We start from the raw sequence: 15122 nt of genomic DNA on the forward strand, positions 1-15122 counted from the left end.
AGCCCGGCCCTCAGCCGGGCTGTTGGCATTTGCGGATATCGCTTGATGCTTCACCGTCGACGCCGCACATGCGACCGAGACACTGCTTCAAACGTCAGGGCTGGCTCTTTTGCCAGCGGTGCACGTCTCTTCTGACGAGCCTAACAAGGCTACTGACGAGCACACCTATTCTTCAAGCAGGCGATCAACTGTGTCGGCTGTGTCCATCGATGCGTTTCCGAGGCCCTCATCGGCCAAGACCGGACGCCCGGGCAACATTTCCATGCCGAAGACTGATCAGAAACTACCGTCAGTGAATGCTCGGCAGATACACTTTCCTGACAACCCAAGCAGACGATGATGATCGAGCACTCTATACGTGCGCTTGAACACTTCACGGGCCCTCATTTACACGCAGTGATGACGAGAACGCCATGGCCGGGCTGATTCCCCAGAGCTTTATTGACGACCTTCTGAACCGCACCGACATCGTCGATGTTGTCAGCTCACGCGTACAACTGAAAAAAGCCGGCAAGAACTACACCGCCTGCTGCCCGTTCCATAAAGAAAAAACCCCATCGTTCAGCGTCAGCCCCGACAAACAGTTCTATTACTGCTTCGGTTGCGGCGCCGGCGGCAACGCCCTCGGCTTCCTGATGGACCACGACAACCTGGACTTCCCCCAGGCCGTCGAGGACCTGGCCAAAGCCGCCGGCATGGAAATCCCCCGCGAAGAAAGTGGCCGCCCGCACAAACCCAGGCAGCCCACCGACTCGCCCCTGTATCCGCTGTTGACGGCCGCTGCCGATTTTTATCGCCAGGCTCTCAAGAGCCACCCGCAGCGCAAGGCCGCCGTTGACTACCTCAAGGGACGCGGCCTCACTGGTGAAATCGCCCGCGACTTCGGCCTCGGGTTCGCCCCACCTGGGTGGGACAATCTGTACAAGCACCTGAGCAGCGATACCCTCCAGCAAAAAGCCATGATCGATGCCGGCCTGTTGGTGGAGAACGCCGAGACCGGCAAGCGCTACGATCGTTTTCGCGACCGCGTGATGTTTCCGATCCGCGACAGCCGTGGCCGTATCATCGCCTTTGGTGGCCGCGTACTCGGTGACGACAAGCCCAAGTACCTGAACTCCCCGGAGACCCCGGTGTTCCACAAGGGCCAGGAACTCTACGGCCTGTTCGAAGCGCGCAAGAACAACCGCAACCTCGACGAGATCATCGTGGTTGAAGGCTACATGGACGTGATAGCCCTGGCCCAGCAAGGCCTGCGCAACGCGGTGGCAACCCTCGGCACCGCCACCAGCGAAGAGCACTTGAAGCGCCTGTTTCGCGTCGTGCCCAGCGTGCTGTTCTGCTTCGACGGTGACCAGGCCGGCCGCAATGCCGCCTGGCGCGCGCTTGAGGCCACGCTGTCGAGCCTGCAGGACGGGCGCCGTGCACGCTTTTTGTTCCTGCCCGAAGGCGAGGACCCGGACACACTGGTGCGCTCGGAAGGCACCGACGCGTTTCGTGCGCGCATCAATCAACATGCGCAGCCGCTGGCAGATTATTTTTTCCAGCAACTGACCGAAGAAGCCGACCCGCGCTCCCTCGAGGGCAAGGCCCATATGGCCACCCTCGCCGCGCCGCTGATCGACAAGGTCCCGGGCGCCAACTTGCGCACCCTGATGCGCCAGCGCCTGCTGGAGATCACCGGCTTGAGCGGCGAAGCCGTAAGTCAGCTGGTGCACAGCGCACCACAGGATGCGCCGCCGGCCTACGACCCCGGCATGGATTACGACGCCATGCCGGACTATGCCGACTTTCACCAACCCCAGGAGGCCTTTGCGCCCCAGCAGGAGTGGACGCCAAAGAAACCCGGCGCCGGCGGCAAGAAATGGGACAAGAAACCCTGGAGCAAGAACGGCAAGCGCGGCGATCGCGATGAAGCCTACGCTCCACGCACGCCGGTGGCGGTAGAAGCCCCGACACTTATTGCGCTGCGTACACTGATTCACCACCCGCAATTGGCCGGCAAGGTTGAGAGTGCCGACCATTTTGCCAACGAGAGCAACACCTATGCCCAGGTGCTGATTGCCCTGATCGAGGCGGTGCAAAAAAATCCTAAGCTAAACTCAATTCAGCTTATGGCTCGCTGGCATGGCACGGAACAGGGCCGCTTATTGAAAGCCCTGGCGGAAAAGGAGTGGCTAATTGACGGCGATAACCTTGAACAACAGTTTTTAGACACCATTAATAGGTTATCCGCGGGTCAGCATACACAGACCCTCGATGAGCTCATCAAGAGAGCCAGGCAGCCGGGATTGTCGGCTGAAGAGCAAATTCAGATAGCAAAACAGATGCGCGACCTCTTAAAACAGAATGTTTCCGCATCAAACCCGACCTCAGCTGGCGTGTGAGGTCATAGCTCGGGTATAATCCTCGGCTTGTTTTTTGCCCGCCAAGACCTTCAGTGGATAGGGTGTTATGTCCGGAAAAGCGCAACAGCAGTCTCGTATCAAAGAGTTGATCACACTAGGTCGTGAGCAGGGTTACCTGACTTACGCGGAGGTCAACGACCACCTGCCTGAGGATATTTCAGATCCAGAGCAGGTGGAAGACATCATCCGCATGATTAATGACATGGGGATCAACGTATTCGAAGTCGCGCCAGATAAGGACTCCCTTATGCTGGCCGACGCTGATACCGACGAGGCCGCCGCTGAGGAAGCTGCTGCCGCGCTGGCTGCAGTAGAGACCGATATTGGCCGCACGACGGACCCAGTACGCATGTATATGCGTGAAATGGGTACCGTCGAGCTGCTGACACGCGAAGGCGAAATCGAAATCGCCAAGCGTATCGAAGAGGGCATCCGTGAAGTGATGGGCGCAATCGCGCACTTCCCTGGCACGGTTGACCACATTCTCTCCGAGTACACCCGCGTCACCACCGAAGGTGGCCGCCTGTCCGACGTCCTGAGCGGTTATATCGACCCGGACGACGGCATTGCGCCGCCTGCCGCCGAAGTACCGCCGCCTGTCGACCCGAAAGCGCCGAAAGCGGACGACGACACCGACGACGACGAGGCTGAAGCCAGCAGCGACGACGAAGATGAAGTCGAGAGCGGTCCGGACCCTGTTGTCGCGGCCCAGCGTTTTGGTGCGGTTTCCGATCAAATGGAAATCACCCGCAAGGCGTTGAAGAAGCACGGTCGTGGCAACAAGCAGGCAATTGCCGAGCTGGTGGCCCTGGCTGAGCTGTTCATGCCGATCAAACTGGTGCCCAAGCAGTTCGAAGGCCTGGTTGAGCGCGTTCGCAGTGCCCTTGAGCGTTTGCGTGCCCAAGAGCGTGCAATCATGCAGCTCTGTGTGCGTGATGCGCGTATGCCGCGTACCGACTTCCTGCGCCAGTTCCCGGGCAACGAAGTTGACGAAAGCTGGACTGACGCACTGGCCAAGGGCAAGGCGAAATACGCCGAAGCCATCGGTCGCCTGCAGCCGGACATCATTCGTTGCCAGCAGAAGCTGATCGCGTTGCAGACCGAAACCGGTCTGACGATTGCCGAGATCAAGGACATCAACCGTCGCATGTCGATCGGTGAGGCCAAGGCCCGCCGCGCGAAGAAAGAGATGGTTGAAGCGAACTTGCGCCTGGTGATCTCTATTGCCAAGAAGTACACCAACCGTGGCCTGCAGTTCCTCGACCTGATCCAGGAAGGCAACATCGGCCTGATGAAGGCGGTGGACAAGTTCGAATACCGTCGCGGCTACAAGTTCTCGACTTATGCCACCTGGTGGATCCGTCAGGCGATCACTCGCTCGATCGCCGACCAGGCCCGCACCATCCGTATCCCGGTGCACATGATCGAGACCATCAACAAGCTCAACCGTATTTCCCGGCAGATGTTGCAGGAAATGGGCCGTGAACCGACCCCGGAAGAGCTGGGCGAACGCATGGAAATGCCTGAGGATAAAATCCGCAAGGTATTGAAGATCGCTAAAGAGCCGATCTCCATGGAAACGCCGATTGGTGATGACGAAGACTCCCATCTGGGTGACTTCATCGAGGACTCGACCATGCAGTCGCCAATCGATGTCGCCACCGTTGAGAGCCTGAAAGAAGCGACCCGCGACGTGCTGTCCGGCCTCACTGCCCGTGAAGCCAAGGTACTGCGCATGCGTTTCGGCATCGACATGAATACCGACCACACCCTTGAGGAAGTCGGTAAGCAGTTTGACGTGACCCGCGAGCGGATCCGTCAGATCGAAGCCAAGGCGCTGCGCAAGTTGCGCCACCCGACGCGAAGCGAGCATCTGCGCTCCTTCCTCGACGAGTGATACCAGAACCCCCGGCCCAGGCCGGGGGTTTTGTTTTGCACAGATAAAATTCTTCGCCCCCCCCTCTCCCCTGAAATGCCCGTCTACACTCGAGTCATTCCCCGTGCCATAACGAGACCGTTATGCCCAGATTGCCGACCGTGTTACTACTGTCGCTGCTGACCTGGACCGCAACGGCTGGCGCGTTGACTCTTACGGATGATGAGCGTAGCTGGTTGGCGGACCATCAGGAGCTGCGCCTCGGTGTGGACGCATCGTGGCCACCTTTCGAATACCGTGATGAAAACAGCCATTACCAGGGCCTGGCCGCTGACTATGTACGCCTGATCCAGGACCGCCTGGGTGTGCGGATCAAGCTGATCGAGCCAGCCAACTGGACTGCTGCGCTTGAGCAAGCCCGGAGCAACCAGCTCGACCTGCTACCCGGCATCATGTCCACCCCGGAGCGCCAAGGTTTCCTGGCCTTCACACGTCCCTACCTGGACTTCCCCATTATCATCCTTGCCCATGAAGGCGGCGCAAAACCACGCAGCCTCAAGGATTTGTACGGGCTGAAAATTGCCGTGGTGGAAAACTACGCGCCCCATGAGTTGCTGCGTACCCACCATCCGGACCTGAATCTCGTCGCAATGCCCAACGTCAGCTCGACGCTGCAAGCCCTGGCCACCGATGAAGTGGATGCGGTAGTCGGCGACCTGGCCTCGAGTGTCTGGAGCCTGCGCCAACTCAAACTCGATGGTTTGTACGTCAGCGGTGAAACGCCCTACCGCTACCAATTGGCGATGGGCGTCCCGCGGGATGAAAAAATACTGGTGGGCATCCTGGACAAAGTCCTCGCCGACCTCAGCCCAGCCGAAACCGATGCAATCCAGCAACACTGGGTCGGCAGCCTCACGGATCACCGCACGCTCTGGGCGGCCCTGCTGATGTACGGCCTGCCAGCGGTGTTGCTACTGAGCACCGTGTTGGCAGTGGTCATTCGGATCAATCGCCGGCTCAGCTCGGAAATCTCCCGCCGGGTCGCCCTTGAGCAAGAACTACGTAGCAGCGAGTACCACTATCGTGGCCTGGTGGAGAGCTTGTCTGCCATTGCCTGGGAAGCGAGCATCAGCGATTTCACCTACAGCTATGTGTCACCCCATGCCGAAGACCTGCTCGGCTATCCCCGCGCCCATTGGCTGATTCCGGGCTTCTGGCGCAATATTATCCACCCTGCTGACTTGACCCGCGCCGAGGCGTATTGCTACCGGGAAACCCGTGCCAATCGCGATCATAGCGTCGACTACCGCGTCATCACCGCTGATGGCCGCTGCCTGTGGGTCCGCGATATCGTCAGCCTGATCGAACATGGCCATGAGCCGGTGCTACGCGGCTTGATGATCGACATCAGCGAAGCCAAGCGCACCGAGGAAGCCTTGCAACTGTCCGAGCAGAAGTTTGCCTCAGTGTTTCAGCAATGCCCGGACATCCTGGTGATTGCGCGGCTGTCCGATGGCTGCCTGCTGGAGGTCAATAAGGCATTCGAAGACCAGATTGGCCTGAGCGCCAACGAGGTCATAGGCAAAACCGCCACTGAGCTGAATATATGGGACGTCCAAGGTATTGGCCCGGATTTGCTGCACCGGGTGCAGACCACCAGTATCCGCAACCTGGAAATGCAGTTTCTGCGCAGTAACGGCCAGGCATTTACCGGGCTGATCTCCGCTGAGCCCTTCCAACTCGACACCACCGAAGCTCTGGTGGTGGTGGTGCGCGACATCACTCAACTCAAGGAAACCCAACAGCGGCTGCAAACCTCCGAAGAGAAATTTGCCAAGGCGTTCCATGCCTCCCCCGATGGCTTGCTGCTGAGCCGCCAGAGCGATGGACTGCTGATTGAGGTAAACGAAGGTTTCAGCCACCTGACCGGCTTCACCAGCGCCACCTCACTGGATCAATCAGCTTCGGACCTGGGCATCTGGGTCGACTTCAACGAACGTAAGCTCATGCTGGAGTTGATGCATCGCGACGGCTTTGTCCGCGATTTCGTTTGCCATATCCGCCGCGCTGACGGCCAGATTCGTCTTTGCGAGGTGTCCAGTCGCCCGCTGCCCATTGGCGACGACGATTGCATGCTGACCATCGCCCGAGACATCACCGAACGCCAGTTAATGCAGGAAAAACTGCAACAGGCCGCCACGGTGTTCGAAAGCACCGCCGAAGGCGTCTTGATCACCGACACCCGACAGAACATCAGCGCCGTCAATCGCGCCTTCAGTGAGATTACCGGCTACAGCGAGACCGAAGCCCTCGGCCATACCCCACGTCTGCTTGCCTCCGGGCTGCATGACAGCGCGTTCTACGCGGCGATGTGGCATCAACTGACGGCCCACGGTCACTGGCAAGGCGAGATTTCCAACCGTCGCAAAAACGGCGAGGTGTATCCGAGTTGGCTGACCATCAGCGCCGTGCGTAACCACGACCAGTTGATCACACACTTCGTGGCCGTGTTTGCTGACATCTCCAGCCTCAAGCTGGCCCAGGCACGCCTTGACTATCAGGCCCACCATGACCCGTTGACCGGCCTGCCCAACCGTACCCTGTTTGAAAATCGACTGCAGGCCGCCCTCAATGGCCAGCAGGAAAGCGGCAAACAGGGTGCGGTGTTGTTTCTCGACCTCGACCGCTTCAAACACATTAATGACAGCCTCGGCCATCCGATAGGCGACCTGCTGCTCAAAGACATCGCCGTACGCCTCAAGGAGCAACTGCGGGACGTGGACACCGTGGCCCGCCTGGGTGGCGATGAATTCATCATTCTGCTTCCCGGCTTGCAACAGGCCAGCGATGCCCAGCACCTGGCGAATAAACTGCTCGATTGCTTTACACCGCCGTTCCAGGCCGGAGAGCACGAGTTCTTTATCAGCGCCAGTATCGGCACCAGCCTGTACCCGCAGGACGGCACCGACGTTGCCACCCTGGTCAAAAACGCCGATGCCGCGATGTACCGCTCCAAAGCCAAGGGCCGCAACCGGGTCGAACACTACACCCGCGACCTGACAGCCCAGGCCAGTGAGCGCGTGGCGCTGGAACACGAACTGCGTCGCGCCATCGAACGTGACGAATTGAGCCTGTGTTACCAACCCAAGCGCAGCCTGGTGACCCAGGATCTGATCGGTGCCGAAGCCTTGATTCGCTGGCATCACCCGACCTTGGGCGAAGTCCCGCCCGAACACTTCATTGCCCTGGCCGAAGAGAACGGCATGATCCTGCAGATTGGCGACTGGGTACTGGAACAGGCCTGCCGCCAGCTGCATGTATGGCAGCAGGCTTTCGACGATTTCGGTCCACTGTCGGTCAACCTTGCTGGCGCTCAACTGCGTCACCCCAAGCTGCTGTCACGCATCGAACAGTTGCTGCGCGATTACCGCCTGGAACCCGGCTGCCTACAGCTAGAGATCACTGAAAACTTCATCATGAGCCAGGCAGAGGAAGCCCTGGAAGTACTGCACCAACTCAAGCGCCTGGGTGTCCAATTGGCAATCGACGATTTCGGCACCGGTTATTCGTCCCTCAGCTACCTCAAGCGCCTGCCCCTGGACTTCCTCAAGATCGACCAATCCTTCGTCCGCGGCCTGCCCGATGACCCCCACGACGTCGCCATCGTGCGCGCCATCATCGCCCTCGGCCACAGCATGCAATTCACCATCATCGCCGAAGGCGTGGAGAACACAGCACAGCAAGCCTTCCTCGCGGCAGAAGGGTGCGAACAGATGCAAGGCTACATCGTCAGCCTGCCCCTGCCACCGGCGCTTTTTGCCGCAAACTTCCTTCGTACAAGGCAGGAGGATTTTTCGGATGGCACACTGAAGAAACCATCGTTATAATCCGCGGCCTACTGAGGGCCTATAGCTCAGTTGGTTAGAGCAGGGGACTCATAATCCCTTGGTCGTAGGTTCGAGTCCTACTGGGCCCACCAAACAAGAAAGCCGCGCATTGCGCGGCTTTTGCGTGTCTGGCGTAGCGGTTCTTTCATCCGGACCAAGCCTGTACCATGCTTGCTCATTGCCGTCCGCACTGGAGCCTCCCCCCTTGTCCCCCCTAGACGAAATCGACCGCCAGCTCATCGCCGCCCTGCAGCTCAACGCTCGCGAAAGCGTGGCCATGCTCGCCCGGCAGTTGGGCATTGCGCGCACCACGGTGACGTCGCGCCTGGCACGCCTGGAGAAGACCCAGGTGATCAGCGGGTATGGCGTGCGCCTGGGCCAACGCGTTGCAGATGGGGGATTGCAGGCTTATGTGGGGATTACCGTGCAACCACGCTCAGGCAAAGAGGTGCTGCGCAGGCTGAGTGCCATGGCGCAGGTGCAGCAGTTGTGTGCGGTCAGCGGCGAGTTCGATTACGTGGCATGGCTGCGCACCGATTCGCCGGAGCAACTGGATCAACTGCTCGATCAGATCGGCAGTGTCGACGGTGTGGAGAAAACTACCACCTCGATCATCCTCAGCAACAAATTGGATCGCGGACAGCCAATCTGATCGACCACTTCGTCATATTGACAAAAATCAATGCATTCCGACGACACATTGCGTCTTATTAACGAGCGCAACGCTCCCTAAACTGGCTGCCATCTTTTCCTATACTCAACGGGCCATATCCCGCCGAGCCGTCAGTAAGGTCAGCCATGAGCATTCCGTCCAGCACCATCAGCAAGACCAATCGCCACCCCGCAGACGGCAAGAAACCCATCACCATTTTTGGCCCGGATTTCCCGTTTGCCTTTGATGACTGGATCGAACACCCCGCCGGGCTGGGCAGTATTCCCGCCGTCCACCATGGCGCCGAGGTGGCGATCGTGGGGGCCGGTATCGCGGGCCTGGTTGCAGCCTACGAGCTGATGAAGCTGGGCCTCAAGCCGGTGGTGTATGAAGCCTCGAAGATGGGTGGTCGTTTGCGCTCTCAAGCCTTTGAAGGCGCCGAGGGCATCATCGCCGAGCTGGGTGGCATGCGTTTTCCCGTGTCGTCCACCGCGTTCTACCATTACGTGGACAAGCTGGGGCTGGAGACCAAACCCTTCCCCAACCCGCTGACCCCGGCGTCCGGCAGTACCGTGATCGATCTGGAAGGCCAGACCCACTACGCACAAAAACTCTCTGATTTGCCGGCACTGTTCCAGGAAGTGGCCGATGCCTGGGCCGATGCCCTGGAAGCCGGCTCGCAGTTCGGTGATATCCAGCAGGCGATCCGCGACCGCGACGTGCCGCGCCTCAAGGCACTATGGAACAAGCTGGTGCCGCTGTGGGATGACCGTACCTTCTACGACTTCGTCGCCACCTCCAAGGCCTTCGCCAAGCTGTCGTTCCATCATCGCGAGGTGTTTGGCCAGGTCGGCTTCGGCACGGGTGGCTGGGACTCGGATTTCCCCAACTCCATGCTGGAAATCTTCCGTGTGGTGATGACCAATTGCGATGACCATCAACACCTGGTCGTCGGCGGCGTGGCGCAAGTGCCCATGGGCATCTGGCGCCACGTGCCGGAGCGCTGCGCACACTGGCCAGCCGGCACCAGCCTCAGCTCGCTGCATAGAGGCGCACCACGGGCAGGCGTGAAACGCATTGCCCACGCCGCCGACGGCCGTTTCGCCGTCACCGACAACTACGGCGACACCCGTGAATATGCCGCAGTGCTGACCACTTGCCAAAGCTGGCTGCTGACCACCCAGATCGAATGCGACGAAACCCTGTTCTCGCAAAAAATGTGGATGGCCCTGGACCGCACGCGCTACATGCAGTCATCGAAAACCTTTGTGATGGTCGACCGCCCATTCTGGAAAGACAAAGACCCGCAGACCGGTCGCGACCTGATGAGCATGACCCTCACCGATCGCCTGACCCGCGGTACCTATCTGTTCGATAACGGTGACGACAAGCCGGGCGTGATTTGCCTGTCCTACTCGTGGATGAGCGATGCGCTGAAAATGCTGCCCCAACCTATCGATAAGCGCGTCAAGCTGGCCCTCGACGCGCTGAATAAGATCTATCCGAAAGTCGATATCAAGGCGCGCATCATCGGCGACCCGATTACCGTATCCTGGGAAGCCGACCCGCATTTCCTCGGCGCGTTCAAAGGCGCCCTGCCCGGTCACTATCGCTACAACCAGCGCATGTATGCGCACTTCATGCAGAAGGACATGCCCGCCGAACAACGTGGGATCTTCATCGCCGGCGATGATGTTTCCTGGACCCCGGCCTGGGTGGAAGGCGCGGTACAGACCTCGCTCAATGCGGTCTGGGGCATCATGACCCACTTCGGTGGCAGCACCCACCCAGAGAACCCGGGGCCAGGTGATGTGTTCGATGAAATCGGGCCAATCGCCCTCGCCGAGTAAGGAGTTGACCATGCGTGTCGCCCTGTACCAATGCCCGCCGCTGCCGCTGGATGTGGCCGCCAACCTCCAGCGTCTGCACCAGGTGGCCCATGAAGCGTGCGACGCCGATGTGCTGGTGCTGCCGGAGATGTTCCTCAGCGGCTATAACATCGGCACCGAAGCTGTTGGCGCGCTGGCCGAAGCTCAGGATGGGCCGTCGGCACAGGCGATTGCCGAACTGGCGCACAGTGCCGGCCTGGCGATTCTGTACGGCTACCCGGAACGGGCCGAAGATGGCCAGGTCTACAACGCCGTGCAGTTGATCGACGCCCAGGGCAAGCGCTTGTGCAACTACCGCAAGACCCACCTGTTTGGCGATCTTGATCACTCGATGTTCAGTGCCGGTCCGGATGATTTCCCCGTGGTGGAATTGAACGGGTGGAAGGTAGGCATGCTGATCTGCTATGACCTTGAGTTTCCGGAAAACACCCGGCGCCTGGCCATGGCCGGTGCCGAACTGATCCTGGTGCCCACCGCCAATATGGTGCCGTTCGACTTTGTCGCCGACGTCACTGTGCGTGCACGAGCCTTCGAGAACCAATGTTTCGTGGCCTACGCCAATTACTGCGGGCATGAAGGCGATATTCAGTACTGCGGGCAAAGCAGCATTGCCGCGCCGGATGGCCAGCGGCTCGCCCAGGCCGGCCTGGATGAAGCATTGATTGTCGGCACGCTGGATCGTCAATCGATCCTCGACGCCCGCGCCGCCAATCATTACCTGCACGACCGTCGCCCCGAACTCTACGGCGCACTGCACAAGCCCTGACCCGGTGGGTTTGCTAGCATAGGCACTTCCCATGCCTCGGAAGTACCCATGCCTGCGCCGGTTCACCCTCACCCCATTCACCTGACCCTGGCCAATGGCCTGCGGGTTGCCCTGCGCCATGCACCGCGCCTGAAACGTTGCGCCGCGGTTTTACGGGTGGCTGCCGGCAGCCATGACGTGCCATTGGCCTGGCCGGGGCTGGCGCATTTTCTTGAGCACCTGCTGTTTCTAGGTACTGAGCGTTTTCCGGCGGGCGAGGGGCTGATGGCCTATGTGCAGCGCCACGGTGGGCAGGTCAACGCCAGCACCCGTGAGCGCACCACCGATTTCTTCTTTGAACTGCCGGTGTCGTCCTTCGCAGATGGGCTGGCACGCTTGGCGGACATGCTGGCCCAACCACGTTTGACGTTCGACGATCAACGGCGTGAACGCGAAGTGCTGGACGCGGAGTTTGTGGCCTGGTCCCAGGATGCCAAGGCTCAACTGCAAGTGGCGTTGATGAAGGGATTGGCGGCGGATCATCCGCTGCGAGGTTTTCATGCCGGCAACCGCGACAGCCTGCCAGTGGAAAGTGACGCCTTTCAGCACGCCCTGCGCGACTTCCACGGGCATTTCTATCAAAGTGGGCAGATGACCTTGAGCCTTGCCGGCCCACAATCGCTTGCAGACCTGCAAGCCTTGGCCCAGCAGTTCAGTGACGAACTGGCCCCGGGGCCACTGCATCCGCAAGCCGCTTCCCCCGCCTTGATGCAGGGCCCAGCACACAGCTATCAACACCTTGCCAATCAGCACCTGCATCAGGTCATCACCTGTAACGCCCCACGCCAAGCGCTGGAGTTCCTCTGCACTTGGCTCAACGCTTCGGCACCAGGCGGGTTGATCGCGCTGCTGAAAGCACGACAATTGGCCACCGCGCTGCACGCATCCGTGCTGTACCACTTCGCCGGCCAAGCGGTGCTGGCTATCGACTTCACCCTCGATACCAGGAATGAATCGGCCACGCAGATTGAAGCGTTGCTGTACGACTGGCTGAGTTTTTTCGCACGCAGCGATTGGACAGCCTTACGCGAAGAGTTCGCCTTGCTCAACGCTCGTCAACAACAGGTCCAGGGCGCCCTGGCATTGGCTCGCAACGATAGCGAAGACCTTTCGGAGCAAGGCGTCACAGCCCTCAAGGCCATGCTCGATGCGCTGCAGTTGCCTGCCTTTGAGCACAACTGGCAGCTGCCACCGAACAACCCCCTGCTGCGTCCGCCGGCCAAAGAAGAACGCGCCGGCCTGATCCGTGGCCAAACCAGCGCCCACCGTGGCTTGCGTAGCTTTGCCCAGGACCGCTCACGGGGGCGAAAGGAATTCTCGGCGTTGATATTCAGCCAGACGTTGGCGGATGACACCGACGAAGGCGCGTTGTACCTGCACTGGCGGTTTGACGCTGCCGCCCCCAGCGGGCTCGAACCCGCGCTGCAGCCGTTGCGCGAACATGCTCGCCAGGCGGGCGTCGAGTTGTCTTGCGAAACCATTGCCAATGATTGGCTGGTGAAAATGCACGGTCTTCACGAACCGATGCCGGCGGTGCTCGAAGAACTGGCACGTTGCCTGAACAGGTGCGATGAACCGCTATCCTCGCCCGAACCGGCGCCGCCGATCGCCATTCGGAAGCTGCTCAAGGCGTTGCCTGCTTGCTGCGCCGGGGTGCAGCCCGAGTCCTTGGAAGCACAAGCGTCGTGGTCTGGCGCACGCTGGCAGGGGCTGGGCTCTGGCCTATCCACCGCGAGTCAAGCGGCGATCAAAATCGCAGCCGCCCATTTGCCAGGGCAGCCGGCGAACATCCCGTACACATCTCAGGCAATCGACGGCCAACACCTCTGGCACGAGGTCAACACCGACTCCAGCGAAGCCGCCTTGTTGCTGTTTTGCCCAACGCCGAGTCTATCGCTGATCGATGAAGCTACATGGCGGTTACTCGGGCATGCGCTCCAGGCGTCGTTCTATCAGCGTTTGCGGGTGGAGCTGCAAATCGGCTATGCCGTGTTCAGCGGTATCCGGCAAATCAACGGGCAAACCGGCCTGTTGTTTGGCGTGCAATCGCCCAGCCTGTCCCTGGACGGGATTGTCGAGCAACTGCAAACCTTCCTGGGGCAACTGCCGTCGTTGATCGAACGCAGTCCAGACTTGGGCAACCAGGCCCTGGCGCAGCAGTTCACAGCCCAGGCGCTGCCCATCGGCCAAGCTGCCGACTTGCTTTGGCACGCGCACCGGGCGGGTCATTCGTCGGGATACCTGGATCAACTTCATCAGCTGATTCAAAGCCGCACACGCGAGGACTTGCAACGCGCAGCCCAACAGCTCAATAACGCTGCAGGCGGCTGGCGCTGCGTGGCGAACGGGCCGTGCAGCAATGATGGCTGGCAAACGGCGCAGTGATCATTGCCAACCCTGCAACAGGCTTTTTCCACCCAGACAGCGCTAACTTGAAAAGAATTGCGTAATATTCCCTGGCAATATCTGAACATCTCCAATGGGAGGTGGACTATATGTATTACTTGCTAGTGAACGTCCCATCCCTTGATAGGAGTAAGAATATGACCTGGTCCAAACCTGCTTACACTGACCTGCGTATCGGTTTCGAAGTCACCATGTACTTCGCCAGCCGTTGATTGGCTGAGTAATACAACGCCTCGGTTCGCCCGGGGCGTTTTTGTTTTGAGCTTTGCCTGATGGAGCGACCATGTTTGTCCAGATTCTAGGTTCCGCCGCCGGCGGCGGCTTCCCGCAGTGGAACTGCAACTGCGTGAACTGCTCAGGTTTTCGCGATGGCAGCCTGCGGGCCCATGCGCGCACCCAGTCGTCCATCGCGATCTCCGATGATGGCGTGAATTGGGTGCTGTGCAATGCGTCTCCGGACATCCGCGCACAACTCCAGGGTTTTGCGCCCATGCAACCCGGCCGCGCCCTGCGCGACACCGGCATCAGCGCGATCATCCTGATGGACAGCCAGATCGACCACACCACCGGCTTGTTGAGCCTGCGCGAGGGCTGCCCACACCAAGTGTGGTGCACCGACATGGTCCATGAAGACCTGAGCACCGGCTTCCCGTTGTTCACCATGCTGACCCACTGGAATGGCGGCCTGGCCTGGAACCGCATCGAGCTGGACGCCAGCTTCACCATCCCGGCCTGCCCCAACCTGCGTTTCACCCCGCTGCCGTTGCGCAGCGCTGCGCCGCCCTACTCGCCTCACCGCTTCGACCCACACCCAGGCGACAATATCGGCCTGATCGTCGAAGACCTACGCACCGGCGGCAAACTCTTCTACGCCCCAGGCCTGGGCAAGGTCGATGCACCGTTGCTGGAAATCATGGCCGGCAGCGATTGCCTGCTGGTGGACGGCACAATGTGGGATGACGATGAAATGCAGCGCCGCGGCGTCGGCACCCGCACCGGACGCGAGATGGGCCACCTGGCACAGAACGGCCCTGGCGGCATGCTGGAAGTGCTGGAGCAGTTGCCCAAGCAGCGCAAGGTGCTTATTCACATCAATAACACCAACCCGATCCTCGATGAAGACTCCCCCGAGCGAGCGGAACTGGCGCGGCGTAACGTGGAAGTGGCTTACGACGGCATGAGCATTGAATTGTAGGAGCGAC

The 15122-nt window shown here is 60.1% G+C and carries 9 protein-coding genes and 1 tRNA gene; all 10 read left to right on the forward strand.

Features of this window, described 5'->3' with window-relative positions:
- Positions 1–413: 413 nt before the first annotated feature.
- Positions 414–2384 (forward strand): DNA primase, encoded by a 1971-nt coding sequence (gene dnaG / locus TU73_RS21670; RefSeq protein WP_057013928.1) that lies wholly within the window; start codon positions 414–416, stop codon positions 2382–2384.
- 67 nt (positions 2385–2451) lie between these two features.
- Positions 2452–4302: an RNA polymerase sigma factor RpoD gene (gene rpoD / locus TU73_RS21675; protein ID WP_046069802.1), complete on the forward strand. Its 1851-nt coding sequence runs from the start codon at positions 2452–2454 to the stop codon at positions 4300–4302.
- A gap of 122 nt (positions 4303–4424) precedes the next feature.
- Complete coding sequence (locus tag TU73_RS21680) at positions 4425–8168, forward strand: bifunctional diguanylate cyclase/phosphodiesterase (RefSeq protein WP_057013929.1); 3744 nt, start codon at positions 4425–4427, stop codon at positions 8166–8168.
- 15 nt (positions 8169–8183) lie between these two features.
- Positions 8184–8260: transfer RNA gene (locus TU73_RS21685), tRNA-Ile, on the forward strand.
- Between the two features lie 113 nt (positions 8261–8373).
- Positions 8374–8820, forward strand: coding sequence for an Lrp/AsnC family transcriptional regulator (locus TU73_RS21690; protein WP_057013930.1), 447 nt, complete (start codon positions 8374–8376; stop codon positions 8818–8820).
- A gap of 167 nt (positions 8821–8987) precedes the next feature.
- Entirely contained in the window at positions 8988–10670 is a 1683-nt protein-coding gene (locus TU73_RS21695; RefSeq protein ID WP_057014016.1) for a flavin monoamine oxidase family protein, read from the forward strand.
- 10 nt (positions 10671–10680) lie between these two features.
- Positions 10681–11475: a carbon-nitrogen hydrolase family protein gene (locus TU73_RS21700; RefSeq protein WP_057013931.1), complete on the forward strand. Its 795-nt coding sequence runs from the start codon at positions 10681–10683 to the stop codon at positions 11473–11475.
- Between the two features lie 48 nt (positions 11476–11523).
- Positions 11524–13899, forward strand: a complete 2376-nt coding sequence (gene pqqF / locus TU73_RS21705) for a pyrroloquinoline quinone biosynthesis protein PqqF (RefSeq protein ID WP_082642650.1) — start codon at positions 11524–11526, stop codon at positions 13897–13899.
- Between the two features lie 158 nt (positions 13900–14057).
- A complete protein-coding gene (pqqA, locus tag TU73_RS28595; protein ID WP_003194766.1) occupies positions 14058–14132 on the forward strand; it encodes a pyrroloquinoline quinone precursor peptide PqqA in 75 nt (24 codons plus the stop codon).
- 71 nt (positions 14133–14203) lie between these two features.
- On the forward strand, positions 14204–15115 hold the full coding sequence (gene pqqB, locus TU73_RS21710; protein ID WP_057013932.1) for a pyrroloquinoline quinone biosynthesis protein PqqB: 912 nt from the start codon (positions 14204–14206) through the stop codon (positions 15113–15115).
- Positions 15116–15122 lie beyond the last annotated feature (7 nt).

It is taken from the genome of Pseudomonas libanensis (genome assembly GCF_001439685.1).
Taxonomy (GTDB): domain Bacteria; phylum Pseudomonadota; class Gammaproteobacteria; order Pseudomonadales; family Pseudomonadaceae; genus Aquipseudomonas; species Aquipseudomonas libanensis.

Bases quoted from the DNA above. Each gene is read 5' to 3' on its own strand.
- dnaG (WP_057013928.1), top strand. From the start codon at position 414: ATGGCCGGGCTGATTCCCCAGAGCTTTATTGACGACCTTCTGAACCGC.
- rpoD (WP_046069802.1), top strand. From the start codon at position 2,452: ATGTCCGGAAAAGCGCAACAGCAGTCTCGTATCAAAGAGTTGATCACA.
- TU73_RS21680 (WP_057013929.1), top strand. From the start codon at position 4,425: ATGCCCAGATTGCCGACCGTGTTACTACTGTCGCTGCTGACCTGGACC.
- TU73_RS21700 (WP_057013931.1), top strand. From the start codon at position 10,681: ATGCGTGTCGCCCTGTACCAATGCCCGCCGCTGCCGCTGGATGTGGCC.
- pqqF (WP_082642650.1), top strand. From the start codon at position 11,524: ATGCCTGCGCCGGTTCACCCTCACCCCATTCACCTGACCCTGGCCAAT.
- pqqB (WP_057013932.1), top strand. From the start codon at position 14,204: ATGTTTGTCCAGATTCTAGGTTCCGCCGCCGGCGGCGGCTTCCCGCAG.